Source organism: Actinacidiphila yeochonensis CN732 (assembly GCF_000745345.1).
GTDB classification, from domain to species: domain Bacteria; phylum Actinomycetota; class Actinomycetes; order Streptomycetales; family Streptomycetaceae; genus Actinacidiphila; species Actinacidiphila yeochonensis.
The window spans coordinates 1817429-1843020 of sequence record NZ_JQNR01000005.1 but is presented as its reverse complement, the minus strand read 5'-3'; the positions used below and the strand labels follow the sequence as shown (position 1 = coordinate 1843020).

Annotated in this window: 23 protein-coding genes and 1 pseudogene; 14 read left to right on the top strand and 10 right to left on the bottom strand. The window is 74.6% G+C overall.

Annotation, left to right across the window (positions count from 1 at the left end; genetic code table 11):
* Positions 1-20: 20 nt before the first annotated feature.
* The 6 genes from BS72_RS19705 to BS72_RS19680 all read right to left on the bottom strand — a co-directional run bounded on the left by BS72_RS19705 (position 21) and on the right by BS72_RS19680 (position 5468).
* Complete coding sequence (locus BS72_RS19705; RefSeq protein WP_037912273.1) at positions 21-611, bottom strand: 4Fe-4S binding protein; 591 nt, start codon at positions 609-611, stop codon at positions 21-23.
* A complete protein-coding gene (gene nuoH / locus BS72_RS19700; protein WP_037912271.1) occupies positions 611-1573 on the bottom strand; it encodes an NADH-quinone oxidoreductase subunit NuoH in 963 nt (320 codons plus the stop codon). Before nuoH ends, BS72_RS19705 begins: the two co-directional genes overlap by 1 nt.
* Complete coding sequence (locus BS72_RS19695) at positions 1570-2727, bottom strand: NADH-quinone oxidoreductase subunit C (RefSeq protein ID WP_051951290.1); 1158 nt, start codon at positions 2725-2727, stop codon at positions 1570-1572. The genes nuoH and BS72_RS19695 overlap by 4 nt, the downstream gene beginning before the upstream one ends.
* Entirely contained in the window at positions 2724-3437 is a 714-nt protein-coding gene (locus BS72_RS19690; RefSeq protein ID WP_051951289.1) for an NADH-quinone oxidoreductase subunit B, read from the bottom strand. The genes BS72_RS19695 and BS72_RS19690 overlap by 4 nt, the downstream gene beginning before the upstream one ends.
* Positions 3428-3745 (bottom strand): NADH-quinone oxidoreductase subunit A, encoded by a 318-nt coding sequence (locus BS72_RS19685; RefSeq protein WP_198546018.1) that lies wholly within the window; start codon positions 3743-3745, stop codon positions 3428-3430. The genes BS72_RS19690 and BS72_RS19685 overlap by 10 nt, the downstream gene beginning before the upstream one ends.
* Positions 3746-4259: 514 nt before the next feature.
* On the bottom strand, positions 4260-5468 hold the full coding sequence (locus BS72_RS19680) for an IS110 family RNA-guided transposase (RefSeq protein WP_037910641.1): 1209 nt from the start codon (positions 5466-5468) through the stop codon (positions 4260-4262).
* A 331-nt stretch (positions 5469-5799) separates the two neighbouring features.
* On the opposite strand from BS72_RS19680, the gene BS72_RS19675 reads away from it, so the two are divergent.
* A complete protein-coding gene (locus tag BS72_RS19675) occupies positions 5800-7140 on the top strand; it encodes a sensor domain-containing protein (RefSeq protein ID WP_078901487.1) in 1341 nt (446 codons plus the stop codon).
* 213 nt (positions 7141-7353) lie between these two features.
* Positions 7354-8673, top strand: coding sequence for a sensor histidine kinase (locus tag BS72_RS19670; protein WP_037912268.1), 1320 nt, complete (start codon positions 7354-7356; stop codon positions 8671-8673).
* A gap of 185 nt (positions 8674-8858) precedes the next feature.
* Here the strand turns inward: BS72_RS19670 and BS72_RS19665 are convergent, their stop codons facing one another.
* Positions 8859-9815 (bottom strand): quinone oxidoreductase family protein, encoded by a 957-nt coding sequence (locus tag BS72_RS19665; protein ID WP_037912264.1) that lies wholly within the window; start codon positions 9813-9815, stop codon positions 8859-8861.
* Between the two features lie 316 nt (positions 9816-10131).
* Here BS72_RS19665 and BS72_RS19660 point away from each other — a divergent pair, with 316 nt between their 5' ends.
* The 5 genes from BS72_RS19660 to BS72_RS19640 all read left to right on the top strand — a co-directional run bounded on the left by BS72_RS19660 (position 10132) and on the right by BS72_RS19640 (position 15968).
* The gene (locus tag BS72_RS19660) at positions 10132-10791 is read left to right on the top strand and encodes a response regulator transcription factor (RefSeq protein ID WP_037916762.1); all 660 of its coding nucleotides are present in this window, start codon (positions 10132-10134) and stop codon (positions 10789-10791) included.
* Positions 10792-11046: 255 nt separating this feature from the next.
* Positions 11047-13008 carry a 2-oxoacid:acceptor oxidoreductase subunit alpha gene (locus tag BS72_RS19655; protein ID WP_037912261.1) on the top strand — a complete coding sequence of 654 codons (1962 nt, stop codon included), beginning with the start codon at positions 11047-11049 and terminating at the stop codon, positions 13006-13008.
* 124 nt (positions 13009-13132) lie between these two features.
* Positions 13133-14203: a 2-oxoacid:ferredoxin oxidoreductase subunit beta gene (locus BS72_RS19650; RefSeq protein ID WP_037916760.1), complete on the top strand. Its 1071-nt coding sequence runs from the start codon at positions 13133-13135 to the stop codon at positions 14201-14203.
* Positions 14204-14416: 213 nt separating this feature from the next.
* Entirely contained in the window at positions 14417-15277 is an 861-nt protein-coding gene (locus BS72_RS19645; RefSeq protein ID WP_037912258.1) for an SDR family oxidoreductase, read from the top strand.
* Between the two features lie 136 nt (positions 15278-15413).
* Positions 15414-15968 carry a hypothetical protein gene (locus tag BS72_RS19640; RefSeq protein WP_037916758.1) on the top strand — a complete coding sequence of 185 codons (555 nt, stop codon included), beginning with the start codon at positions 15414-15416 and terminating at the stop codon, positions 15966-15968.
* A 140-nt stretch (positions 15969-16108) separates the two neighbouring features.
* Here the strand turns inward: BS72_RS19640 and BS72_RS19635 are convergent, their stop codons facing one another.
* On the bottom strand, positions 16109-16576 hold the full coding sequence (locus tag BS72_RS19635; protein WP_232792640.1) for a GNAT family N-acetyltransferase: 468 nt from the start codon (positions 16574-16576) through the stop codon (positions 16109-16111).
* A gap of 263 nt (positions 16577-16839) precedes the next feature.
* Positions 16840-17859, bottom strand: coding sequence for a polyprenyl synthetase family protein (locus BS72_RS19630; RefSeq protein ID WP_037912257.1), 1020 nt, complete (start codon positions 17857-17859; stop codon positions 16840-16842).
* A 572-nt stretch (positions 17860-18431) separates the two neighbouring features.
* On the opposite strand from BS72_RS19630, the gene BS72_RS19625 reads away from it, so the two are divergent.
* The 7 genes and pseudogenes from BS72_RS19625 (at position 18432) to BS72_RS19605 (ending at position 25094) form a co-directional block, all read left to right on the top strand.
* Positions 18432-19424 (top strand): glutamate-cysteine ligase family protein, encoded by a 993-nt coding sequence (locus BS72_RS19625; protein WP_322942381.1) that lies wholly within the window; start codon positions 18432-18434, stop codon positions 19422-19424.
* Positions 19316-19771, top strand: a complete 456-nt coding sequence (locus BS72_RS39585; RefSeq protein WP_322942380.1) for a glutamate-cysteine ligase family protein — start codon at positions 19316-19318, stop codon at positions 19769-19771. Before BS72_RS19625 ends, BS72_RS39585 begins: the two co-directional genes overlap by 109 nt.
* A 204-nt stretch (positions 19772-19975) precedes the next feature.
* Entirely contained in the window at positions 19976-21355 is a 1380-nt protein-coding gene (gene egtB, locus BS72_RS19620; RefSeq protein WP_078901486.1) for an ergothioneine biosynthesis protein EgtB, read from the top strand.
* Positions 21355-21972, top strand: a pseudogene (locus BS72_RS38500) (hypothetical protein); the annotation flags it as partial. The gene egtB and the pseudogene BS72_RS38500, both read left to right, overlap by 1 nt.
* A gap of 255 nt (positions 21973-22227) precedes the next feature.
* Positions 22228-23211, top strand: coding sequence for an L-histidine N(alpha)-methyltransferase (gene egtD / locus BS72_RS38495; RefSeq protein ID WP_407639048.1), 984 nt, complete (start codon positions 22228-22230; stop codon positions 23209-23211).
* Between the two features lie 184 nt (positions 23212-23395).
* Positions 23396-24247 carry an SAM-dependent methyltransferase gene (locus BS72_RS19610; protein ID WP_037912256.1) on the top strand — a complete coding sequence of 284 codons (852 nt, stop codon included), beginning with the start codon at positions 23396-23398 and terminating at the stop codon, positions 24245-24247.
* 31 nt (positions 24248-24278) lie between these two features.
* Positions 24279-25094 (top strand): class I SAM-dependent methyltransferase, encoded by an 816-nt coding sequence (locus BS72_RS19605; protein WP_107498830.1) that lies wholly within the window; start codon positions 24279-24281, stop codon positions 25092-25094.
* A 121-nt stretch (positions 25095-25215) separates the two neighbouring features.
* Here BS72_RS19605 and BS72_RS19600 read toward each other — a convergent pair whose 3' ends face one another.
* Positions 25216-25557: a hypothetical protein gene (locus BS72_RS19600; RefSeq protein WP_037912253.1), complete on the bottom strand. Its 342-nt coding sequence runs from the start codon at positions 25555-25557 to the stop codon at positions 25216-25218.
* Between the last annotated feature and the right edge of the window lie 35 nt (positions 25558-25592).

Genomic DNA, 25592 nt, shown 5'->3' with positions numbered 1-25592 from the left:
GTGCGCGATGGTCGCGTGGATCACTGCGGGCCCTCCTCGGCCGGACCGGACGGCGCGGGCGGGTCGGCCGGGGGCGCGGGCGGGGCGGCCTTCTGCGCTGCCTTGCGGGCGGCGGCGACCTCCTTGGGCTCCTCGGCCGCGGGGTCCAGGGCGGGCGGCGCGGGCACCGTCCACATCCAGTCCCGCAGCGTGTCCCGCTCATGGGTGAGGTCGCGGATGTCGGTCTCGGCGTACTCGAACTCCGGCGACCAGAACAGCGCGTCGAAGGGGCACACCTCGATGCAGATCCCGCAGTACATGCACAGCGCGAAGTCGATGGCGAAGCGGTCGAGCACGTTGCGGCTGCGCTCCCGGCCGCCGGGCGCGGCCGCGGGCACCGTCTCCTTGTGGGAGTCGATGTAGATGCACCAGTCCGGGCACTCGCGGGCGCACAGCATGCAGACCGTGCAGTTCTCCTCGAACAGCGCGATCACGCCGCGGGTGCGCGGCGGCAGCGCGGGCTGCGTGTCGGGGTAGCGGCCGGTGACGCTCTTGCGGGTCATCGTCCGCAGGGTGACGGCCAGGCCCTTGGCCAGACCGGAACCCGGGATCGAGGAGCGCGACGCGCTCATCAGGAGGTCACCACCTTCACGACGCCGGTCAGGGCGATCTGCACGAGCGCGACCGGGATCAGCACCGTCCACGCGAACTTCATCAGCTGGTCCTCGCGCAGCCGCGGGTAGCTCACCCGCAGCCAGATCACGACGAACGCCAGCACCGCCGCCTTCAGCAGCGTCCACAGCCAGCCCACCGAGCCCGACCACGGGCCGTGCCAGCCGCCGAGGAAGAGCACGGTGGTCAGGCCGCACAGCACGACGATGCCGGCGTACTCGGCGAGCAGGAACAGCGCGAAGCGCAGGCCGGTGTACTCGGTGTAGGCGCCGAAGATGATCTCCGAGTCGGCGACGGGCATGTCGAACGGCGGCCGCTGGAGCTCGGCGAGGCCGGCGGTGAAGAACACCACGCCGCCCATCAGCTGCCACGGCGTCCACCACCAGTGGTACGAGTCCACGATGCCGGGCAGCGACAGGGTGCCCGCGGCCATCGCCACGGAGGCCGCCGCGAGCAGCATCGGCAGCTCGTACGCCATCAGCTGGGCCGCCGAGCGCAGCGCGCCCAGCAGGGAGAACTTGTTCGCCGACGCCCAGCCGGCCATCAGCGAGCCGAGGACGCCGACGCCCATCACGGCGAGCACGAAGAACAGCCCGGCGTCCAGCGCCTGGCCGACGAAGCCGTGCGGGCCGACCGGGATGGCGATGAGCACCAGCAGGTACGGCAGCAGCGCGACCGCGGGGGCGAGCTGGAAGACGGGACGGTCGGCGTCGGCCGGGACCACGTCCTCCTTCTGGGCGAACTTGACGCCGTCGGCGACGAGCTGCGCCCAGCCGTGGAAGCCGCCCGCGTACATCGGGCCGAGCCGGCCCTGCATGTGCGCCATCACCTTGTGTTCGGCCTGGCCGACCGCCAGGGGCAGCACGAGGAAGGCGACCAGGACGGCGACCAACCGCAGGACGACGTCGAGCGTGTCGTTCACGGGGTGCCGCCTCCTTCTTCCGTCTCGTTCCCGCTCGGTTCCTCGCGCTGGTCCGCCGGCCCGCCCGCCGACTCCTCCGGGGGGTGGACGGGTTCGGCGGGCTCGACCGGTTCGACAGGCTCGACCGGTTCGACGGGTTTCCCGGCGGCGGGCTCGGGCCTCTCGGGCTCGGCCTTGGGCTCGTCCTCGGGCCTCTCGGGCTCAGCCTTGGGCGCCTCGGGCTCGGCCTTGGGCGCCTCGGCCTCGGGCCTCGCGGGCTCGGGCGCGGCGGGCTCGGCCTCCGGCGCGGGTGCGGCCTCGGGCTTCTGCGGCTCGCGCGGCGGACGGGGCTGCTCCCAGGGCGCGTCCGGGGTGCGCCGTGCGGGCCGCCCGGTGCCGTCGGCGCGGCCTTCCGCGGCCGGCCGGCCGGGGGTGGCGGGACCGGCGGGGGTGGCGGGACCGGCAGGCGCGCCGGGTGCCTCGGGGGCGGGCTCGGCCGCCGCCTGGCTCGCCGACCCCTCGCTGACGCTCCGGGTACGCCGCGCCGGGCGCTCGCCCGCGGCGGCGCGGCCGGCGCGGGCCGGCCGGGCGGGGGCCGGGGGCAGCTGGCCCTTGAGCGGGCCCCACTCGTTCGGGTCGGGCACGCCGGGCGGCATCATCTGGCGCCGCTTGGGGCCGCCGTCGTGCGACTCCCCCGGCTCCTTCGCGCCCGGCCACGCCTTGGCCACGCGGGCGGCCAGCACGAAGTCCTTGCGCAGCGGGTGGCCCTCGAACTCCTCGGGGAGCAGCAGCGGGTCGAGGCCGGGGTGTCCGGCGAAGCCGACGCCGAACATCTCGTGCGTCTCCCGCTCGTGCCAGGCGGCGCCGGCGTAGACACCGGTGGCGGTGGGCAGTTCGGCCGCCTCGTACGGCACGGTGGTGCGCAGCAGCAGCCCGTGCGGGCCGCCCTCCAGGCGGACCACGTGCGCGCACACCTGGAAGCCGGTGCCGGGCTCGTCCACGGCGCTCAGCCAGTCGAAGAAGGTGCAGCCCAGGGTGGTGCGGGCGGTGGTGAGCGCCTGTACCCAGGCAGCGGGCGGCACGTCCACCGTGAGCAGCCCGTACGCCTCCTCCGCCGTCGCGCCCTCGCCGAAGACCTCGGCGGCGCCTTCGGGCAGCTGGTCGAACCCGGTCACCGCGCGTCCTCCCCCGCGTCCGGCCCGGACCCCTCGGAGTCGGCAGGCCCGGCGGACCCGGCGGGCCCGGAAGACGCGGACGGCCCGGAAGACGCGGACGGCGCGGGCGGCGGGGTGACCAGGCCGCTGGTGAGGGCCGCGGCACGGGCGCGGCGGTCGCCGCGGGTGGCGTACCGCTCGCTCAGCGACTCCTGCGCGATCTTCTCCTGGAGCTTGAGGATGCCCTGGAGCAGCGCCTCGGGCCGGGGCGGGCAGCCGGGCACGTAGACGTCGACGGGGATGATCTGGTCGACGCCCTTGGTGACGGAGTAGGAGTCCCAGTAGGGGCCGCCGCAGTTGGAGCAGGCGCCGAAGGAGATCACGTACTTCGGCTCGGGCATCTGCTCGTACAGCCGCTTGACGGCGGGCGCCATCTTGTCGGTGACGGTGCCGGAGACCACCATCAGGTCGGCCTGGCGCGGGCCGGGCGCGAAGGGGATCACGCCGAGCCGGATGAAGTCGTGGCGGGCCATGGACGCGGCGATGAACTCGATCGCGCAGCAGGCCAGTCCGAAGTTGAACACCCACAGGCTGTAGCGGCGGCCCCAGTTCAGGACCACCTTCATCGGCTCGGGGGCCAGCCGCGCCAGCGGGCCGAGCCGCCGCGGTTCGGGCAGCGCCTGCGTGCCCTGGGCTCCTTCGGCCACGTGTGCCCCGTGGGTCACGTCCATTCCAGCACGCCCTTCTTCCACGCGTAGAGCAGCCCGACCGCCAGGAAGCCGAGGAAGACGAACATCTCCACCAGCGTGGTCCCGCCGAACCCGGCCGCGGAGAAGACCGTCGCCCAGGGGAAGAGGAAGACCGCGTCGACGGCGAAGATCACGTAGAGGTACGCGTAGACGTAGTAGCGGATGTGGGTGTGCGCCCAGCCCTCGCCCACCGGGTCGACGCCGCACTCGTAGCTGAGCAGCTTCTCCGGGGTGGGCACCGACGGCCGCAGCAGCCGGTTGGAGGCGAAGGCGACGGCCACGAAGAGCATGCCGAGGACCGCGACCAGCCCCACCACGGCATAGCCGTGGAAGTAGCCGTGCAGCGTGTCCTGCGACAAGCCCTGGGTGGCGGCAGAGGAGTTGCCGTGGCTGGAGTCCACGTCCGTCAGCCCTCCATTCCGCTTCGTCCCTCGTGGTCCTCGATGACCCGCCCTGTCCAGTGACCCGGGCAGATCTTTAGACGATTTATACGGAGGGAGTCTAGGCCCTGCCCGGATCGCCCCCGCCAGCCGTCCGGGGTTGTCCTCCCCCGCCCGCGCGACGCGCGCCCTGACCCCCGCCGACCTGCCGCTCCGGCTCCGACCGCCGACTGCCACCCGAGGTCTGACCGGGTCTGGCCGGGTCTGGCCGGTTGCCGGCCGGGTTCCGGCCGGGCTCTGCCCAGGCTCCGGTCGCGTTCCGGCCCGGTTCCGGCCGAGCCCTGCCCAGGTCTGCCCAGGTCTGGCCGGGTTCCGGCCGGGTTCCGGCGGGGTGCCTCTATGTCTTTCGTCAAGTTTGGGGTGGTCATGCGGTGGCTGCATCGGATTGGGGTGGGTCGTAGAAGGTTCCGTCGCGGAGCATGGCGAACAGGACGCTGATGCGGTGGCGGGCGAGTCGGAGGAGGGCTTGGGTGTGGGTTTTGCCGCGGGTCCGGCATTTGTCGTAGTAGGTGCGGGAGGCGGGGTCGTGGAGGGCGGCGAAGGCGGAGAGGAACATCGCGCGTTTGAGCTGGCGGTTCCCGCTTCTGGGGGCGTGCTCGCCGTGGATCGAGGTTCCGGAGGATCTGGTCGCTGGTGCCAGGCCGGCGTAGGAGGCGAGGTGGGCGGCGCTCGGGAAGGATCTGCCGTCGCCGACGGTGACCAGGAGGACTGCGGCGGTCCTGACGCCGACGCCGGGCAGTGACGTCAGGACCTGGGAAAGAGGGTGGGCCTCCAGGAGTTCGCTGATCTGGGCTTCCAGGGCTCGGCGTTGCTCGTGGACGGCCGCGAGGGAGCGGGCCAGGGACGGGACGACGATGTCAAGGGTGCCGGTGCCGGGGACGGTGACGGTCTGTTCGTCGAGGGCGTCGAAGATGTCGTCGATGAGTCGGGTGGCCATGCGGGGGGCCTTGGGGCGGATCAGTTCGACGAGCTTGCGGCGGCCGGCTGTGCGTAGGGCGGTCGGGGATCCGTGGCGTTCCAGGAGCCAGGTGACGGCCTGGTGGTCCAGACGCGGGCCCAGGACGCGTTCGAGGCTGGGGTGGAACTGGGTGAGCAGGCCGCGTATCCGGTTGGAGGTGCGGGTGGCCTCTGCTGCGAGGTCCTGGTCGAAGCCGATGAGGACGGTGAGTTCGGCGGTGATCTCGTCGGTGAGTTCCAGCGAGCGCAGGGTGTGGGGCATGGTGCGGGCGGCGTCTGCGATCACTGCGGCGTCTTTGGCGTCGGTCTTGGCCTCGCCCGGGTAGAGGTCGGCGATCCGGCGCATGGCAAGGCCCGGCAGGTAGGCGACCCGGCAGCCCGCGTCGCGGGCCACGGCCAGTGGCAGGGCGCCGATCGAGGCGGGCTGGTCCACGACCACCAGCACGGTGCCGAACTTCGCCGCGAGCTTGCCGAAGACCGCCCGCAGCTTCGGTTCGCTGTTGGGCAGCTGCTTGTCGAAGACCGTCTTGCCGGTCGGCGTCAGGCCGTGCCCGTGGTGGGTGCTCTTGCCGACGTCCAGTCCGAGGAAGACGCCCACACCGCTTGTGTCGATCACCGTGCCCCCACATGCTCGTTGCCTGCTGGCCTGGGCATCGGGGCCGTTCTCGCGCATCCACGTTATGCAGACCTGCCGCCCGCGGATGGCCGGGCATTGCGCCGGGCCGGGCGGCGGCCGGACCTCTCATCAGCGTCTCCGACGGCACCCCTCGGGCCCGGTGACACCACCCCCCAGGTCATCCGATCGACAGGGGGCAAAAGTCATACCGGGCCCGGAGGCCAGCGGCCCTCTTGCAGGACCACGAAAAACATAACGGGGGATAACCCCACCCCGGCCACGACGGCGCACCCCATGGCGCGCGCCCCCTCGGGACGGCAGGCTGGGCGCCATGGACTCCACGCCCCCGCGCCCCGGTTCCGCCGGGCAGCACCACGGTCCGCGCCCCGGGCAACCCGCCGGTCCGGGTCCCGCGGCACACCCCGGCACCGGAAAGGGCACCGAACCCGGCACCGGCTCCCGTCCCGGGCAGCCCGCCGGCGCCCACCCCGCCGCGGACGGCGAGCCGCCGCAGGCACCGCTGCCCGCGCCCCGCTTCGCCTACGACCGCGCGACGTGGAAGGAGGTCGCGCACCTGCTGGTGAACCTCCCCATGGCGGTGGTCGGGTTCGTGTACGTGGTGACCACGCTGGCGCTTGGCGCCGGTCTCTCCGTCACCGTGGTCGGGCTGCCGCTGCTGGCGGTGGGCCTGATGGGCAGCCGCGGCCTGGGCCGGATCGAGCGGGCGCGGGCCCGGCGCTTCCTCGGGGTGCGGGTGGAGGAGCCGCGCCCGCTGCGGGCGAAGACGCTGGGCGGTTTCCTGCCCTGGCTGTGGACGACGCTCAAGGACCCGGTGGCCTGGCGCAGCTCGCTCTTCCTGGCCGTCCGGCTGCCGTGGGGCATCCTCACCTTCACTGTCACGCTGGTCGCGCTCTTCCTGCTCTGGCCGGTGCTGCCGTTCCTGGCCCGCGCCATGGCGGCGTTGGACCGGTCCCTGGTGCGCGGGCTGCTGTCGCCGTCCGACGGGCTGGAGCGGCGGATCGCGGAGCTGGAGTCGGACCGCGGCGTGGTCGTCGACACGGCCGCCGCCGATCTGCGCCGCATCGAACGGGACCTGCACGACGGCGCCCAGGCCCGGCTGGTGGCCCTGGCCATGGACCTCGGCCTGGCCCGGGAGAAGCTGCTGGAGGACCCGGAGGCGGCGGCGAAGATGGTCGGCGAGGCGCACGGCGAGGTGAAGATCGCCCTCCAGGAGCTGCGCGACCTCGCCCGCGGCATCCACCCGGCGATCCTCACCGACCGCGGCCTGGACGCCGCCCTGTCCTCGGTGGCCTCGCGGTGCACCGTCCCGGTCGCCGTCAACGTGGACCTGGCCGCCCGGCCGGCCGAGGCCATCGAGGGGATCGCGTACTTCACCGTCTCCGAGCTGCTGCAGAACGTCAGCAAGCACAGCCGGGCGCGCGGCGCCTCGGTGGAGGTGTGGCGCGGCGGCGACCGGCTGATGCTCCAGGTCCGGGACGACGGGAAGGGCGGCGCCGACGTGTCCGGCGGCTCCGGGCTGGCCGGACTGGCGGAGCGGCTGCGGTCGGTGGACGGCCTGTTCGTGGTCTCCTCGCCCGAGGGCGGGCCGACCGTGGTGACGGCGGAACTCCCCTGGCGCGACCGCTCCTTGAGCCCGTCGGGCCCCCGTTAGAACCTGTCGACCTGCCCCGGAGGGGTTCCCGCACGGGCCCCCGGAGGGGTTCCCGCACGAGTTCCCCGGCGGGGTTCCCGCACGAGTTCCCCGGAAGCCCAGGGGTGGGGATTACCCCACCCCGAAGAGGCCGATCCGCACCATGGGGCGTGCGCCCGCGCGACGGCAGGCTGGAAACCTGACCAGATCGGCCCGGAGAGGACGGTTCCCACCATGGCGTACGGCGTTGTCGACCCGCGAGAAGAGCGGGCGCACTGGTGCCCGGCGGTGCTGCGTGCCCCCTTCGCGGCCCGCACGTGGCGGGAGACCGGGTACGTGCTGCTGAACCTGCCGATGTGCCTGATCGGCTTCGTCTGGACGGTGGTCGCGTTCTCACTCGGCGCGGGGCTGCTGGTGACGTTCGTCGGACTGCCGGTGCTGGCGCTGGCGCTGGCCGGCTGCCGGGCCGTCGGGTACGTGGAGCGGGCCCGGGCGCGCGGGCTGCTGCGGATGGAGGTGGACGAGCCGCGGCCGGTACACGCCCGCAAGAGCGGCCTGTTCGCCCGGCTGGGGGCGCAGCTGGGCAGCGGCGTCAACTGGCGGCACGCCCTCTACTGCCTGCTGTTCTTCCCCTGGGGCATCGCCACCTTCGTCGTGACCCTGACCTTCCTGGCCTACGGCTGGGGGCTGCTGACCTACCCGCTGTGGCGGTGGGTCTTCCCCGTCTGCTTCGGCCAGAACGGCATCCAGGTGTACGGCGACGGCCACGGCCACGGCTGGGTGCTGCACACCCCGCTCGACATGCTGCTGTGCGTGGCCGCCGGCGGCGCGACCGTCCTGCTCACGCCGTGGCTGGTGCGCGGCATGGGGCACGTCGGCCGGCTGCTGGTCGGCGGGCTGCTCGGGCCGTCCCGGCTGGACACCCGGGTCACCGAGCTGGAGTCGGACCGCGGCGTGGTCGTCGACACGGCCGCCGCCGACCTGCGCCGCATCGAACGGGACCTGCACGACGGCGCCCAGGCCCGCCTGGTGGCCCTGGCCATGGACCTCGGCCTGGCCAGGGAGAAGCTGCTGGAGGACCCGCGGGCCGGCGCGGCGATGGTGGAGGAGGCGCACGGCGAGGTGAAGATCGCCCTCCAGGAGCTGCGCGACCTCGCCCGCGGCATCCACCCGGCGATCCTCACCGACCGCGGCCTGGGCCCGGCGCTGTCGGCGGTGGCCGCCCGCTGCACCGTCCCGGTCACGGTCACCGTCGACCTGCCGGGCCGCCCGGTGCCGGCGATGGAGGGGATCGCGTACTTCACCGTCTCCGAGCTGCTGCAGAACGTCAGCAAGCACAGCGGCGCGGCGCGGGCGGCGGTGGACGTCTGGCAGGTCGAGGACCGGCTGATGCTGACCGTCCAGGACGACGGGCGCGGCGGCGCCTCGACGGCGGCCGGCTCGGGGCTGGCCGGGCTGGCGGAGCGGCTCGACGCGGTCGACGGAGTGCTCGCCGTCGACTCCCCGGTGGGCGGGCCGACCCGGGTCTCCGCGGAGCTGCCGTGGCGGGCCTGACCAGGACCCGGGCCGTCCGGCCGGGCCCTGCCGGCGTCAGGTCGGCCGGGCCCGGGCTGAGCCGGCGGCCCGAACCGGCCCGGAAGTCCGAACCCGCCCGGCGGCCCGAACCGGCCCGGAAGTCCGAACCGGCCCAGAGGTCCGAACCGGCCCGGAGGTCGGCGCGGAGCCGGGGCGGGGAGGCGTCAGCCGACCCGGAGCAGCGTCTTGCCGGTGCCGCGCCGCTCGGCCGGCGCCGTGTGGGCCGCCCCCGCCTCCGCCAGCGGCAGCTCCGCGGTGACGTCGATCCGGATCGCCCCGGAGGCGAGCATGCAGAGCGCGGCCTGGGCGTGCGCGCGGACCGTCCCGGGGGACCGGCGGGCCAGGTCGCCGATGTGGTAGCCGGCCACCGACCGGTTCCGCTGCCACAGCGGCTCCAGCGGCAGGGCCAGGTCCGGGTGGCGCCCCGCCTCGCCGTAGACGGCGAGCCGGCCGAACGGGGCCAGCACGGACAGCGAGGCCAGCCGGGTGGGGCCGCCCACCGGGTCGAGCACGACGTCCACCTCGGGCAGCTGTCCGGTGAACCGCTCGCGCGGGTGGACGGCGTCGTAGCCGAAACGCTTCGCGTACTCGGCCTTCTCCGGCGTGCCCACCGTGCCGTACACCGCGGACGCGCCCAGCGTCCGGGCGATCTGGGCGGCTGCCGTGCCGACCCCGCCGGCCGCCGCGTGGATCAGCACGCTGTCGCCGGGGGCCAGCCGGGCGGCCCCGGCGAGCACCCCGTAGGCGGTGGTGAGCGTCAGGCCCGCGCCGCCGCCGTCGCGCAGCGGGATGCCGTCCAGCGGGAAGGCGAACGCGGCGGGCGCGACGGCGTACTCGGCGTACCCGCCGCCGTCCGGCAGGTAGGCGGCCACCGGCTCGCCGACGGCCGGCTCGGCCACGCCCGGCCCGACCGCCGCGACCTCGCCCGACACCTCCAGGCCCGGCACGGTGAACCCGCCCGGTTGCCCGCCCCGGCCCTGCCGGTGCGGCGCCTCGCCATGGTTCACCCCGGCGTACGCGACTCTGACCAGCACCTGCCCGGGGCCGGGCACCGGTGCCGGGACCTCCACCGGGCGTAGGGCCTCGGGACCGTCGACGACGTCGAAACCGACCGCGCGCACACGCTCTCCTCTCCTGGACGGCGCGGGTGCGGAGAGGCCCACCCGCCGCCTAGGGCGCAACCTTGCCCTCCAAACCGTATTCCCCTCGACGGCCCCGGTGCTGGGATGCTGGAAGAGTCGGCAGGAGTCGGCGCGGCGCCGGCACGGTGCGGGAACGGAGCGGGAACGGAGCGGGAACGCGCCGCCGGCGGAGCGTCGGCGCAGGCAGGGCGCGGTGCCGGCCGGAGAGAGCTGGTACCGGCCGGTGTCGGCCGGAGCGGCAGGGAAGTCGTCTCCCGCGGGGGAGCCACGGGGGAACCGGATTGTGGAGGACAGGGTGCGGGTCGTCATCGCGGAGGATTCGGTACTGCTACGGGAGGGGTTGACGCGCCTGCTGACCGACCGGGGCCACGACGTGGTCGCCGGCGTGGGCGACGCCGAGGCGCTGATCAAGGCGGTACGGGAGCTCGCCGGGCAGGACGCGCTGCCGGACGTCGTGGTCGCGGACGTGCGGATGCCGCCGACGCACACCGACGAGGGCGTGCGGGCCGCCGTCCAGTTGCGCAGGGAGTATCCGGGGGTGGGCGTGCTGGTGCTGTCGCAGTACGTGGAGGAGCAGTACGCCACCGAGTTGCTGGCCGGCAGCACCCGCGGGGTGGGCTACCTGCTCAAGGACCGGGTCGCCGAGGTACGGGAGTTCGTGGACGCCGTGGTGCGGGTCGCCGAGGGCGGCACCGCGCTCGACCCGGAGGTGGTGGCGCAGCTCCTGGGCCGCAGCCGCAAGCAGGACGTGCTGGCCGCGCTCACCCCGCGCGAGCGGGAGGTGCTCGGGCTGATGGCCGAGGGGCGGACGAACTCGGCGGTGGCCAAGCAGCTGGTGGTCAGCGACGGCGCCGTGGAGAAGCACGTCAGCAACATCTTCCTCAAGCTGGGGCTGGCGCCGAGCGAGGGCGACCACCGGCGGGTGCTGGCGGTGCTGACCTACCTGAGGTCCTGAACCCCCGGAGCCCGGAGCCCGGCGTGCGGCCGCACCCCGCCGCCGCCGGGCCGCACTCCGACCGCACCCCGCCGCCGTCCGGCGGTACGCCGCCGTACTCAGCACGTTCGGAGTACGGCGGCTTCGCGGGCCTGCTCGGAGGCCGTATGCGCCCGCGCACACGCGCGTTCCACATTCCCCGACCTCCCGGGAAGGGCACCCTTACCGACGTACGATGACCGGTGAGCCGTGTCTCCTCGAAGGAGGATCGATTCCGTGACCAGCCAGGTCAGCAGCCCGATCGACGAGGGACAGGAGTCCGCCGGGGCCGAGGCCCCGGCAGTGCACTCCGGTGTCCTGGGAGAGCAGCGCACGAGCGTCAAGGAGACCCGCCGGCTGGACCGGGTGGTGATCCGGTTCGCCGGGGACTCCGGTGACGGAATGCAGTTGGCGGGTGATCGGTTCACGTCGGAGACGGCCTCGTTCGGCAACGACCTGTCGACGCTGCCGAACTTCCCGGCGGAGATCCGTGCTCCAGCAGGCACCCTGCCGGGGGTGTCGTCCTTTCAACTCCACTTCGCCGACCACGACATCCTCACCCCCGGGGACGCCCCGGACGTGCTGGTCGCGATGAACCCGGCGGCGTTGAAGGCGAATCTGTCCGACCTTCCGGCGGGGGCGTCGGTGATCGTGAACACCGACGAGTTCACCCCGCGCGCGCTGGCGAAGGTCGGCTACGCCGCGAGCCCGCTGGAGGACGGCTCCCTGGACTCCTACACCCTCCACCAAGTCCCCCTGACGTCGCTGACGTTGGAAGCGCTGAAGGGTTCGGGGCTGGCGCGCAGGGACGCGGAGCGGGCGAAGAACATGTTCGCGCTGGGGCTGTTGTCGTGGATGTACCACCGGCCCACGGAGACGACCGAGGCCTTCCTGCGGGGGAAGTTCGCGAAGAAGCCGGACATCGCGCAGGCGAACGTCACCGCCTACCGGGCGGGGTGGAACTTCGGCGAGACGACGGAGTCCTTCGCCGTGTCCTACGAGGTCGCCCCGGCCGCCTCCGCCTTCGCCCCCGGCACCTACCGCAACATCTCGGGGAACCTGGCCCTGGCGTACGGCCTGATCGCCGCCGGCGACCGCTCCGGCCTACCCCTGTTCCTGGGCTCCTACCCGATCACCCCGGCCTCCGACATCCTCCACGAGCTGTCCAAGCACAAGAACTTCGGTGTGCGGACCTTCCAGGCCGAGGACGAGATCGCCGCGATCGGCGCCGCCCTGGGCGCCGCGTTCGGAGGCTCCCTCGCCGTCACCACCACTTCCGGCCCCGGGGTGGCGCTCAAGTCCGAGACCATCGGCCTGGCCGTCTCCCTGGAACTGCCGCTGCTGGTCGTGGACATCCAGCGCGGCGGCCCCTCCACCGGCCTTCCGACCAAGACCGAGCAGGCCGACCTGCTCCAGGCGATGTACGGCCGCAACGGGGAGGCACCGGTGCCGGTCCTGGCGCCCGCGACCCCCGGGGACTGCTTCGCCGTCGCACTGGAGGCCGCCCGGATCGCGGTCACCTACCGCACCCCCGTCCTGCTGCTGTCCGACGGCTACCTGGCCAACGGCTCCGAACCCTGGCGCATCCCCGCACCCGAGGAACTCCCGGCGTTCCCGGTGGAGTTCGCGACCGGTCCGAACCACACCGCCGGCGACGGCACCGAGGACTTCTGGCCCTACCTGCGCGACCCCGCCACCCTGGCCCGCCCCTGGGCCGTACCCGGCACCCCCGGCCTGGAACACCGCATCGGCGGGATCGAGAAGCAGGACGGCACCGGCAACATCTCCTACGACCCGGCCAACCACGACCACATGGTCCGCACCCGCCAGGCCAAGATCGACGGTATCGACGTCCCCGACCTCGCCGTCGACGACCCGCACGGCGACGCGTCGACCCTGGTCATCGGCTGGGGCTCCACCTACGGACCCATCACCGCGGCCGTCCGCCGGCTGCGCCAGCGGGGCCACCACGTGGCCCAGGCCCACCTGCGCCACCTCAACCCCTTCCCCGCCAACCTCGGCCAGGTCCTCCGCGCCTACCGGCACGTCCTCGTCCCCGAGATGAACCTCGGCCAGCTCACCCACCAGCTCCGCGCCGCCTACCTCGTCGACGCCCGCCCCATCACCCAAGTCACCGGACTCCCCTTCAAAGCCGAGCACCTCGCCCAGGCCATCACCAAGGAGGCCGACCTTGCCTGACCTGCCTGACACCGCAGCGCCGGCCGCCCCCGCCGCGGCCTCCGCCCTGGGCTCCCCTGACGCCGAGGGCGGCAGGCCCGCCGCGGCCCGGCCCCGCGCCGCCGCCCGCCCCGCCGCGGGCGCCCTGGCCGACGCGCCCGCGCTGACGCTCATCCCGAAGGCGACCGGCCCGCAGAGCACGAAGGACTTCAAGTCCGACCAGGAGGTGCGCTGGTGCCCCGGCTGCGGGGACTACGCCATCCTCGCCGCCGTCCAGTCCTTCCTCCCCGAACTCGGCCTGGCCCGCGAGAACATCGTGTTCATCTCCGGGATCGGCTGCTCCAGCCGCTTCCCCTACTACATGAACACCTACGGCATGCACTCCATCCACGGCCGTGCCCCCGCCATCGCCACCGGCCTGGCCGCGTCCCGCCCCGACCTCAGCGTCTGGGTCGTCACCGGTGACGGCGACGCCCTGTCCATCGGCGGCAACCACCTCATCCACGCGCTGCGCCGCAACGTCAACCTCAAGATCCTGCTCTTCAACAACCGCATCTACGGCCTGACGAAGGGCCAGTACTCCCCCACCTCGGAGACCGGCAAGATCACCAAATCCACCCCGATGGGCTCCGTCGACGCGCCCTTCAACCCGCTGTCGCTGGCCCTGGGGGCCGAGGCCACCTTCGTCGCCCGGACCCTCGACTCCGACCGCGCCCACCTCCAGTCGGTGCTGCGCGCGGCCGCCACCCACCACGGCACCGCCCTCGTCGAGATCTACCAGAACTGCAACATCTTCAACGACGGCGCCTTCGACACCCTCAAGGACCGCGACACCGCCGCCGACGCCCTCATCCGCCTCGAACACGGCCGGCCCATCCGCTTCGGCACCCCCGGCCCCGACGGGCTCGGCCACAAGGGGGTCGTCCGCGACCCCGCCACCGGCGACCTCACCGTCATCGACACCACGACCGAGGGCACCGACGGCGTCCTCGTCCACGACGCCCACGCCGACAACCCCACCACCGCCTACGCCCTCACCCGTCTCGCCGACCCGCACACCCTCCGCCACACCCCCGTCGGCGTCCTCCGCGACGTCCACCACCCCACCTACGACGACGGCCTCAACGCCCAGCTCCACCACGCCACCACCGCCCGGGGCCCCGGCGACCTCGCCACCCTCCTCGCCGGGAACGACACCTGGACCGTCACCGGCTGAGCCCGCCGGTACGCGGGGAGGGAGGGCGGCGCGCGGTCGGCGCCGCCCTCCCTCCCCGGCGGTCGGCGCGTCCGCACCTCGCTGACCTCCTTGCATACCTCCAGGTGCGTACCGCACGAAAGGGTAGGTACTTACCCCTGGTGAGTGACGGGGCTACGGTGGCCGGGCAGGCGGCCGCAGGCCGTACACCACCCGCAGAACGGAGCACTCACCATGGGCATCGTCGTCACCGGAGCGACCGGGCATCTGGGCCGGCTGGTCATCGCCGACCTGCTGGAGCGCGGGGTCGCGCCGGACGCCGTCGCCGCCGTGGTCCGGAGCGAGGAGAAGGGCGCCGACCTGGCCGCGCGGGGCGTGGAGCTGCGGGTGGCCGACTACGACCGGCCCGAGACGCTCAAGGCCGCCTTCCAGGCCGGCGACCGGGTGCTGTTCGTCTCCGGCGCCGACGTGGGCCGACGCGTCCCGCAGCACACCGCCGTGGTGGACGCGGCCCGCGAGGCGGGTGTCGCGCTGCTGGCGTACACCAGCGTCCTCGGCGGCCCGGACGCCGACTTCGCGCTGGCCCGCGAGCACCAGGCCACCGAGGAGCTGATCCTCGCCTCGAAGGTGCCGTACGTGTTCCTGCGCAACGGCTGGTACAGCGAGGTCTACACCGCCCAGCTGCCGACCGTGCTGGAGCACGGCGCGGTCGTGGGCAGCGCCGGCGAGGGCCGGGTCGCCAGCGCCGCCCGCGCCGACTACGCGGCCGCCGCGGCGGCCGTGCTCACCGAGGAGGGCCACGAGAACTCCGCGTACGAGCTGAGCGGGGACACCGCGTGGAGCTTCGCGGAGTACGCGGCGCTGGTCGCGGAGCGCTCCGGGCGGGACGTCGTCTACCGCGAGGTGCCGCCCGAGCAGCACCTGGAGATCCTGGCCGGGGCCGGGCTGCCCCGGCCGTTCGCCGAGGTGCTGGTGGACGTGGACCGCGCGATCGGCCGCGGGCTGCTGGCCGGCACCAGCGGCACCCTCGCCCGGCTGATCGGCCGCCCCACCACCCCGGTCGGCGACTCCGTGGCGGCGGCGCTCGCCGGATAGCCGCGGCGGTCCACCGGCGGCTGCGGGCCGGCGCTTACGGATCGAGCTCACCGGGTATCGCCGACGTATGCCAGGGGGAGGCGACGTACGGGTGGCGCGCTGGGTGGATGCCCTTCTGCCCGGCATGGTGAGGCGCGTGCTGGCAGGCGCCGACCCGCAGCCGCGGTGGCTGCCGCGACGTGTCCTGACGGTGGTGTCGGCCGATGTCGACACCACCGCGGGCGTCGGAGCGGTCTGGAGCGTGTGGCGTCCGAAGTCCGAGCGGGCGCGGGAGCACACGGCGCTCCTGGAGTGGTACGACGAGCAGTGGCGATCGCTGGGGGGCGGCATCACGGATGGCGTTCACGCCGGTACGGGCCTGTGCGACGTGCTTGAGGTCCGCGGCTGCGGAGGCGGGCTCAGCCTCACCCGGCGCCTCGACCCGCCACGTTCCATCGCCACCGCCCCGTGGATCGGCTGCGTCACACTCCGCCTCGGGCCGGAGGTGGGCCACGTCCTCGTGGGCGAGCGCCGGATCGACGCTCCCCCCGGGCAGCGCGGGCTCGTCGCCGCCTGGACGTCTCCTCATGACAGCGGTCGCGACCGGCCCGTCGTCGTCGCGTTCGGGCGTGACGGCGTCGAACTCTCCCGCATCGGCCCCTACGACGCGCTGGACACGCACACCTGGGCGCGGTTGAGGGAGGAGCTGTAGGGGCAGGCAGCCGCCGGGGGTCGGCGGCGTGGGCGAGGTCGACGAAGCGCTGACGGGCCGTCAAGTATGACCGCGCCGGGGACCCGGCCGCGCACCGGAATCCCCCGCACCGTTCCAGGGCACCGAGGAACGGGGGTCGGCTACAGGGTGAGTTCGAGCAGTGGCAGGGTGCGGCCGGGGATGGAGCCGGAGGGCGTGGAGCCGATGCGGACGGCGCCCATGGCCCGGTAGAACGGCTCGGCGGCGGGGTCGGCGTCGATGGTGAGCCGGGTGAAGCCGGCCGCGCGGGCGGCGGCCGCGACGTGCGCGAACAGCCGGCGCCCGACACCCCGGCCCATGGCGTGCGGCTCGACGAACATCATGGCCAGCTCCCCCTCGGGCGGCGCCCCGCCGAGGGTGGTGAAGCCGAGGACGGTGCCGTCCTCCTCGGTGACGGCCACGAAGCTGTCGGCCGCCGCCTCCTCGGTGAGGGTCAGCTCGTCGCGGCAGGCGGCCATGAACGCCTCGTCGTAGCCCCAGTGGGCCTTCGAGCGCAGTGCGAGCGCGCTCAGCGCCCCGGCCTCGTCCCTGCGGGCCGGGCGGATCACGAAGGGCGCCACGGGCACCACGGGCGTCACGCTTCCCTCAGCTCCCGCGGCCCCCGCGGCCCCTGTGGGCGCTGGTTCCGCCCGGGCGGCTCCTGCTGGTCGGTCGTCCATGCCGCCGGTGTACCCGTCGGCCCCGGAGCGCGGCAACCCGTTTCCCCGCGACGGCGAGGGCCCGCGCGGCACCGAAAGCAGCCCGAACGGTCCGCGAACGGCCCCGAACGATCCACGAATGGCCCAGGGCACCCGGACGGCCCGGAGCACCCGGACGGCCCGGAGCACCCGGCTCAGCCCGCCCGGTGCACCACCATGTCGCAGAGCGCGGCCAGCGACGCCTTCGCCGGGATGTCGGGCAGCGGGGTGAGCGCCGCGCGGGCCTCGGCGGCGTAGCGGAGGGTGTCCTGGCGGGCCTGCTCCAGGGCCGGGTGGGCGCGCAGCAGCTTCAGCGCCTCGGCGTGGCGGGTCTCGTCGGTGAGGTCGCCGTCGAGGAGCTGGACCAGCCGCTCGTCCTCGGCCGAGACCCGGCCGCCGGCCTGGGCGTACCAGCGGCGCACGTGCAGCACCGGCAGGGTGGGGATGCCCTCGCGCAGGTCGGTGCCGGGGGTCTTGCCCGACTCGTGGCTGTCGCTGGCGATGTCCAGGACGTCGTCGGCGAGTTGGAAGGCCGCGCCGATCCGCTCCCCGTACTGGGTGAGGATGTGCACCACGTCCTCGTCGGCGCCGGACATCATCGCGCCGAACCGGCCGGACACGGCCATCAGCGAGCTGGTCTTGCCCGCGATGACCTCCAGGTAGTGGTCGAGCGGGTCGCGGCCCTCGCGCGGGCCGACCGTCTCCAGGATCTGGCCGGCCACCAGCCGCGCGAACGCCTCCGCCTGCACCCGGACCGCCTCGGGGCCGAGCTCGGCGAGGATGTGGGAGGCGCGGGAGAAGAGGAAGTCACCGGTGAGGACGGCCACCGAGTTGCCCCAGCGGCTGTTGGCGCTCGGCACGCCCCGGCGCACGTCGGCCTCGTCCATCACGTCGTCGTGGTACAGGGTGGCCAGGTGGGTCAGCTCGACCACCACGGCCGCCGGGACCACGCCGGGCGCGTACGGGTCGCCGAACTGCGCGCCCAGCAGCACCAGCATCGGGCGGAACCGCTTGCCCCCGGCCTGGACGAGGTGGCGCGCGGTGTCGGTGATGAAGGGGACGTCGCTCTTGGTGGCCTCCAGCAGCGCCTCCTCGACGGCGGTGAGGCCGGCTTGGACGTCGGCCTCCAGGGACTCGTCCCACACGCTCAGCCCGAAGGGCCCGACGACGTTCACGAGGGGTACTCCTGTCGCTGAATCTGGCATCTGGCTGGCATCCGGCTGGCTCTGGCGGTCCGGGCGGGCCGGTCCGGAGGCCTCCCACCGGGTCTTCCCGAAGGTCCGACCTGGTACGGCGCCTGTCCTGCCCCGTCACGCCCCTACCGGCAGGGTAGCCGGTCGGGTGTTGATCACTGTCGGGGCATGGCCCTGCGCCGGTCCGCGACGGTCAGCGGACCGGGTGAACCCGATGAGCTGGTTTGCGACGCTTCTTCTCACTCGGATGAGTGAACGGAGTCTTTCGGGGAACGAAGGGGAAGGCGCTCGGTGTTCCCCGGGCGCCGAGCGGGGAGCGCGCCGCCCCGCAGCCGCCCCACAGCCCCGCGGCCGCCCCTCGCCGCCGCCGGCGCCCGGCCCGCCGCTCGACGCCTGGGACGGCGGGGCACCCATACTTCATATCTACGTAAGAAAATTGACGAACGGCGCACACGGCCCGGAACTAGACTCGCTACAGCAACGCGTGACATGTCCTCGCTTCGTGCGACCCCCCACCCGGTGGTCCCCGATGGAAGAGATGAGGAGGTGGACCGATGGCAGCCGCCCGGACGGCCGGCCGCTCCGGACTCGGTGACGATCTCACCGAGGAGGACGCGGAGGCCCACGTGCACGGGGTGTGCTTCAAGACAGGCCCGCCCATCCGTACCGGCGTCGAGGTGGAGTGGCTGGTCCACGACCGCTCCGACCCGCGTGAACTGATCCCCCCCGGCCGGCTGGACCCGGCCCTGGTCCCGGTCGAGGTCCCCGGGGCCCTGCCCGGCGGCAGCCGGCTCACCCGCGAACCCGGCGGCCAGGTGGAGCTCAGCTCCCGGCCCGCCGAGAGCGTCGCGGGCTGCGTGTCCGCGATGGCGGCGGACCTCACCGTCCTGAGGACGGCCCTGGAGGGCGCCGGCCTCGTCCTCGTGGGCAGCGGGCTCGACGCCCACCGGGACCCGCCCCGGGTGCTCGACCATCCGCGCTACCGCGCCATGGAGCGCTTCTTCGACCGTGAGGGCCCGTGGGGCCGCACCATGATGCGCCGCACCGCGTCCCTCCAGGTGAACCTGGACGCCGGCGACGACACCCCCGGCATCACCGGTTACCGCGCGCGCTGGGCGCTCGTCCACCGGCTCGGCCCGGTCATGGTCGCCGCCTTCGCCAACTCGCCCTTCTCCGAGGGGCGTCCCAACGGGTGGCTGTCCAACCGGCAGGCCGTCTGGTCCCGGATGGACCCCGGCCGCACCCTCCACCCCGCCCACCACGGCGACCCCCGCACGTCCTGGGTGCGCTACGCCATGGACGCCCGCCTGCTGTGCGTGCGCCCCGGCGCGGAGACCCCGGGCGGGGCCGTCGACGGCTCCCCGGACGGCCTGCCGGGCCCGCCGCCCGGGCCCCGGAGGACTGGACGGCGCCACCCGGCCTCACCTTCCGGCAGTGGGTGCGCGGCGTGCCGGGGCTGCGCCGCCCGACCGTCGAGGACCTCGACTACCACCTCAGCACCCTCTTCCCGCCGGTGCGCCCGCGCGGCTGGCTGGAGCTGCGGATGACCGACGCGCAGTCCGGCGACGGCTGGATCGTGCCGACCCTGCTGGCGTCCGTGCTGCTGGACGACCCGGTCGCCGCGGACGCCGCCTACGCCGCCACCGAGCGCCTGGCCGCCGCGACCGGCCCGCTCCCCGCGACCGAGCTGTGGCACCGCGCCGCCCGCGTGGGCCTGGCCGACCCGGAGCTGGCCGAGGCCGCGCGGGCCTGCTTCGCCGCCGCCGAGAGCGCCCTGGCCCGCCAGGGGGCGCCGGCGGAGCTGCGGCGGGCTCTGTCCGACTTCGCCGAGCGTTATCCCGAACGCGGCCGATGCCCGGCCCATGACCAGTTGGACGCGCTCAGCCGCGCCTGACGCCTGACCCGCGAGGAAGCCCGTCGTGACCGATCCACACACCTCCCGTCCCGGTGCGTCCGAAGAACCCGGCGCACCGGACCCGTCCGTCGTGTTGGTACCGTCCGCCTCCACCGCCACCGCCACCGCCACCGGCTCCGAGCCCTCGCCCGGAGCCGCGGCCGAGCCCGCCGGCGGCCCCGGGGGAGCCCCGCCGCCCGGGCGCTGGCCGCCCTGGAGGCCGCGCGGCGCCGCACCACCCTGCTCACCGACGCCGTCACCGACGACGACCTCGTCGCCCAGCACTCCCCGCTGATGTCGCCCCTGGTGTGGGACCTGGCGCACATCGGCAACCAGGAGGAGTTGTGGCTGGTCCGCGAGGCCGGCGGCCGTCCCGGTGTCCGCCCCGACCTGGACCACGTCTACGACGCGTTCCGGACCCCGCGCGCCGACCGCCCCGCGCTGCCGCTGCTCGGCCCGGCCGAGGCCCGCGCGTACACCGACGAGGTGCGCGCGCGGACGCTGGAGGTGCTGGCCGGAACCGACACCTCCCCCGACCACCCGGAGCGGCTGCTGGCCGGCGGCTTCGTCTTCGGCATGGTCGCCCAGCACGAGGCCCAGCACGGCGAGACCATGCTCGCCACCCACCAGCTGCGCCAGGGCCCGCCCGTCCTGGACGCCCCGGCGCCGCCGCCCGCGCCCGCCGACGCCGACGCGCTGCCCCGCGAGGTCCTGGTGCCCGGCGGCCCGTTCACCATGGGCACCAGCACCGAGCCGTGGGCGCTGGACAACGAACTGCCCGCCCACCAGGTGGAGGTGCCGGCGTTCTGGCTGGACACGGTGCCGGTCACCAACGGCCGGTACGCCGAGTTCGTCGAGGCCGGCGGCTACCAGGACCCGAAGTGGTGGACCCCGGAGGGCTGGCGGCACGTCCGGGAGGCCGGGCTGACCGCGCCGCTGTTCTGGTCCCGGGAGGACGGGCCCGGGGCGACCGGGGAGGGCGGCCGCTGGACCCGGCGCCGGTTCGGCCACGTCGAGCCGGTGCCGCCGGACGAGCCGGTGATGCACGTGTGCTGGTACGAGGCCGACGCCTACGCCCGCTGGGCCGGCCGCCGGCTGCCCACCGAGGCGGAGTGGGAGAAGGCCGCCCGGTACGACCCGGCCACCGGCCGCTCCCGCCGCTACCCGTGGGGCGACGCCGACCCGGGCCCCGAACACGCCAACCTCGGGCAGCGCCACCTCCGGCCCGCCCCGGCCGGCAGCTACCCGGCGGGGGCCGCGCCCAGCGGCGCCCGGCAGCTCGTCGGGGACGTGTGGGAGTGGACCTCCTCCGACTTCACGCCCTACCCGGGCTTCGCCGCGTTCCCCTACAAGGAGTACTCGGAGGTCTTCTTCGGCCCGGACTACAAGGTGCTGCGCGGCGGCGCCTTCGGGGTCGACCCGGTGGCCTGCCGGGGCACCTTCCGCAACTGGGACTACCCGGTCCGGCGGCAGATCTTCGCCGGCTTCCGCACCGCGCGGGACGCCGTACGGGACGCCCTAGGGGACGCCGAGCGAGGCGTCGAGCGGGACGCTTCCGGTCCGGCGGGCGGCGGGGCCGCCTGATGTGCCGCCACCTCGCCTACCTGGGCCCGCCGACGACGCTGCGGCGGCTGCTCACCGACCCGCCCGGCGGGCTGTACGAGCAGGCGTGGCACCCGCGACTGCAACGGCACGGCACGGTGAACGCGGACGGCTTCGGCGTCGGCTGGTACCCGCTGCCCGAGGAGGCCGACGCGGAGCCGGGCGCGGACGCCGACGCGCACCCGGGCGCGGATACGGATACGGGTGCCGTGCCCGAGCGGCCCGGCGACCCCGGCTTCCCCGTGCCCGCCCGCTACCGCCGGGCGCTGCCGGTATGGGCGGACCCGAACTTCGCCGAGCTGGCCCGGGTGGTGCGCAGCGGGGCCGTACTGGCCGCCGTGCGGTCCGCCACCGAGGGCACCACGCCCGACGAGTCGGCCGCCGCGCCCTTCCGCGACGGGCGCTGGCTGTTCAGCCACAACGGAGCCGTCCCCGACTGGACCCGGCTGCCCACCCGCCTCACCACGGCGGAGCTCCTGGACCTGGAGACCCACTCCGACTCCGCCGTGCTGTGGGCCATGGCCCGCTCCCGGCTGCGGCAGGGCGAGGCCCCCGGCGGGGCGCTGGCCGCGGTGGTCCGCGAGGTCGCCGCGGCCCGGCCGTCCGCCCGGCTCAACCTGCTGCTCACCGACGGCCGCGCCGTCGCGGCCACCGCCTGGGGCGACACGCTCTGGTATCGCACCGGGCCGGGCACGGTCCTCGTCGCCTCCGAGCCGGACGACCAGCCCGGCGGAGACGCCCGAGGGGGAGGACTCGGCCCGTGGCGGGAGGTCCCCGACCGCTCGCTGCTGCTGGCTGCCACGGACGGCGTACGCGTCATCAGCCTGCGCCCCGAACCGAAGGAAGTCCCCGCGATGAGCAGCACCACCAGCCGTTTCACCCTCGACGACCGGCTGCCGGCCGGCTACTTCACCGAGACCCTGCACGCCGACGTCCGCGCCGGCCTGGGCACGGCGCCGCGCACGCTGCCGCCCAAGTGGTTCTACGACGCGCGCGGCAGCGACCTCTTCGAGCAGATCACCCGGCTGCCGGAGTACTACCCGACCCGGGCCGAGCAGGAGATCCTGGAGCGCCGCGCCCCCGAGATCGCCCAGCTCACCCGCGCGGCCACGCTGATCGAGCTGGGCTCGGGCTCCTCCCGCAAGACCCGGCTGCTGCTGGACGCGCTCACCGCCGGCGGCAGCCTGCGCCGCTACGCGCCCCTGGACGTCAGCGGGTCGGCGCTGGAGGAGGCCGGGCGGGCGATCTGCCGCGACTACCCGGAGCTGGACGTACGGGCCACCGTCGCCGACTTCGAGGGCGGCATCCCGCTCTCCGACGAGCCGGGCCCGCGGCTGCTGGCCTTCCTCGGCAGTACGGTCGGCAACTTCGACCGGGAGCAGCGCGCCGCGTTCTACCGCACCCTCGCCCGTGCCCTCAGCAGCGACGACGTGCTGCTGCTCGGCGCGGACCTGGTCAAGGACACGGAGGTGCTGCTGCGCGCCTACGACGACGCGGCCGGCACCACCGCGGAGTTCAACCGCAACGTGCTGCACGTCCTCAACCGGGAGCTGGGCGCGAACTTCGTCCCGGAGGCGTTCCAGCACGTCGCGCTCTGGAACGCGGAGCACGAACGGGTCGAGATGCACCTGCGGGCGCGCACCGCCCAGACCGTCAAGATCCCCGACCTCGACGTCTCCCTGGACCTCGCGCCCGGCGAGGACCTGCGCACCGAGCTCTCCTGCAAGTTCCGCCGGGAGAGCCTGACGGCCGAGCTGAAGGAGGGCGGGTTCACCGTCCGCCACTGGTGGACGGACGACGCCGCGCGCTTCGCCCTCCTCCTCGCCGTCCCCAACTGAGGCCCCGGCCCCTGCCGTACGGCCGCCCGGACCGCACGCCGGTTCCGGGCGGTTGTCGTACCCCTCCCCTACGGTGGTCGTGACGGGAGGACGCGAGGAGGGACGGACCGATGGGGGCCTCGGGCCGGGAGTACACAACGCCGTGCCCGGGAACCCGGCCGGGCGTCGGCCGCGTTGGGCGGGTATGACGCGAATCGGGGTGCCGGCGGGGGTCGGTGGTACGGCGGTGCGGGTGGCCCGGGTGCGGGCGGCCGAGAGCCGGCGGGCGGACGCCCTCTTCCGGGATGACCTGGCGGCGGCGTTCGTGCGGGCCGCGACGGCCGACGGGCAGGAGCGGCCGGCGTCCCGGACACCGTCGCGGACCGGGCTGGCGATGGCCGAGCACGTGGTGCTGCGCACCCGGTTCTTCGACGACTACCTGACGGCCGAGGCGGCGTCCGGCACGCGGCAGGTGGTGCTGGTGGCGGCCGGGCTGGACACCCGGGCCTTCCGGCTGGACTGGCCCGAGGGCACCCGGCTCTTCGAGGTGGACCTGCCCGAGGTGCTGGCCTTCAAGGAGCGGGTGCTCGCCGCCGAGGGCGCGGTGGCGGTCTGCGAACGGCACACCGTGGCCGCGGACCTGCGCGAGCCGTGGGGCGGGGCGCTGGCCGCGGCCGGGTTCGAGGCCGGGGCGCCGACGGCGTGGCTGGTCGAGGGGCTGCTGGCCTACCTGCGGGCGGAGGACGCGGCGGCGGTGCTGGAGGCGGTCGGTGAGCTGTCCGCCCCGGGAAGCGCGCTGTCGCTCAGCTACGGCGCGGGGCTGGGCCGGCTCGTCGGTCAGAGCCCGGAGGACGACCCCTTCCAGCAGGTCAGCGACCTCTTCCAGGGTGGCCTGGACGAGCCGGCCGACACCTGGCTGTCCCGCCACGGCTGGCAGGTGTCCGCCCACCCGAAGACCGCGCTGGCCGCGTCGTACGGCAGGGCGCCGGCGTACCCGAGCGACGCGTCGTTCCTCGTGGCCCGCCGCCCGACGGGGGCGCACGCGGGCCCGGCGTAGGGTGGGCCCTCGACTTCGGGAGGGGACGCGGGTGGGGGACTTCGACGCCTACGAACGGCGGATGTGGCAGGGCAAGGCGGCGGCGTTCGAGGCGAGTTCCGGCCTCCTGTGCGCCCACACGGTGCCGGAGGTGCTGGCCGCCGCCGGGATCGGTCCGGGTGTCCGGGTGCTGGACGTGGGTACCGGCACGGGCACGGCGGCCCGGGCGGCGGTCCGGCTCGGGGCCGAGGTGACGGCGGTGGACGCCGAGCCGTCGATGGTGGCACGGGCGGCCGAGGCCGTCCCGGAGGCGGCGGTACGCCAGGCCGTGCTGCCGGAACTCCCCTTCGCCGACGGCTCCTTCGACGCGGTGGTGGCCAACTTCGTGCTCAACCACGTGGGGCGTCCCGCCACCGCCCTGGCCGAGCTGCTGCGGGTGCTGCGGCCGGGCGGGAGTGTCGCGCTGACCGTGTGGACCAGCCCGCGGGCGGCGGGCCAGGAGCTGATCAGCCGGGCTCTGGCGGCCGCCGGCGCGGTCCACCCGTCCGGGACGCCGGCCGGCCTCGCCGCCGACGAGGACTTCCCCCGCACCGAGGCGGGGCTCGGCGGCCTGCTCTCCGCCGCCGGGTTCGCGGACGCGGCCGCCCGCACCCTGGCGTGGGACCACCTGGCGGACCCGGAGGTCTGGTGGTCGGGTCTGGCCACCGGTATCGGGCTCGCGGGCTCCGTCCTCAGCGCGCAGCCCGCCCCGGTGGCCGCCGAGGTCCGGCGCCGCTACGACGAGCTCGCCGTCGGGTTCCGCACCCCGGAGGGCCTGCTCGCCCTCCCCCACACGGCCGTTCTCGGCTGGGCTGTCCGCCCGGCCTGAACCCGCCCGCCCCGGCGACCCGGCGAGGGGGTGCCGTGGCCCGAGCGGCCCGGCACCCCCTCCGCCCTCCCCGTCACCGCTCGCGTGGCTCGCGGCGGGCCCGCACGGGGAGGGCTGCGGGTCAGTTGTTGTTGTTCACGCTGGCGTAGGAGATGAGGTAGCCGCTGGGGCAGTAGAGGGTGTCACTGCCGTTGCCCGAGTGGGAGAGGCCGGTGACCTTCTGGGTGATCGCCGAGTTCGCCGTCGAGTAGCAGACGATGACGAGCTGCCAGCTGTCACCCGCGCTGGTGGTCTGGCAGGAGACCGTGCCGTAGTTGGTCCCCTGGCTGGTGAAGCAGTACGAGTAGTCCGGCCGCATGGCGGACGCCGAGGCGGCCGAGGCGGACGGCGCGGCCACGACCGCGGTGCCGGCGGCGGCCAGGGCCAGGCCGGCGACCGCACCGAGAGCTCTGAGACGACGCATGTGCTCCTCCTTCAGGCGGGCTTGCGATGTCAACG

Bases quoted from the DNA above. Each gene is read 5' to 3' on its own strand.
- BS72_RS19705 (WP_037912273.1), bottom strand. From the start codon at position 611: ATGAGCGCGTCGCGCTCCTCGATCCCGGGTTCCGGTCTGGCCAAGGGC.
- BS72_RS19690 (WP_051951289.1), bottom strand. From the start codon at position 3,437: ATGGACGTGACCCACGGGGCACACGTGGCCGAAGGAGCCCAGGGCACG.
- BS72_RS19685 (WP_198546018.1), bottom strand. From the start codon at position 3,745: ATGCTCTTCGTGGCCGTCGCCTTCGCCTCCAACCGGCTGCTGCGGCCG.
- BS72_RS19675 (WP_078901487.1), top strand. From the start codon at position 5,800: ATGGACTCCACGCCCCCGCGCCCCGGTTCCGCCGGGCAGCACCACGGT.
- BS72_RS19670 (WP_037912268.1), top strand. From the start codon at position 7,354: ATGGCGTACGGCGTTGTCGACCCGCGAGAAGAGCGGGCGCACTGGTGC.
- BS72_RS19645 (WP_037912258.1), top strand. From the start codon at position 14,417: ATGGGCATCGTCGTCACCGGAGCGACCGGGCATCTGGGCCGGCTGGTC.
- BS72_RS19625 (WP_322942381.1), top strand. From the start codon at position 18,432: ATGGCAGCCGCCCGGACGGCCGGCCGCTCCGGACTCGGTGACGATCTC.
- egtD (WP_407639048.1), top strand. From the start codon at position 22,228: ATGAGCAGCACCACCAGCCGTTTCACCCTCGACGACCGGCTGCCGGCC.
- BS72_RS19610 (WP_037912256.1), top strand. From the start codon at position 23,396: ATGACGCGAATCGGGGTGCCGGCGGGGGTCGGTGGTACGGCGGTGCGG.
- BS72_RS19600 (WP_037912253.1), bottom strand. From the start codon at position 25,557: ATGCGTCGTCTCAGAGCTCTCGGTGCGGTCGCCGGCCTGGCCCTGGCC.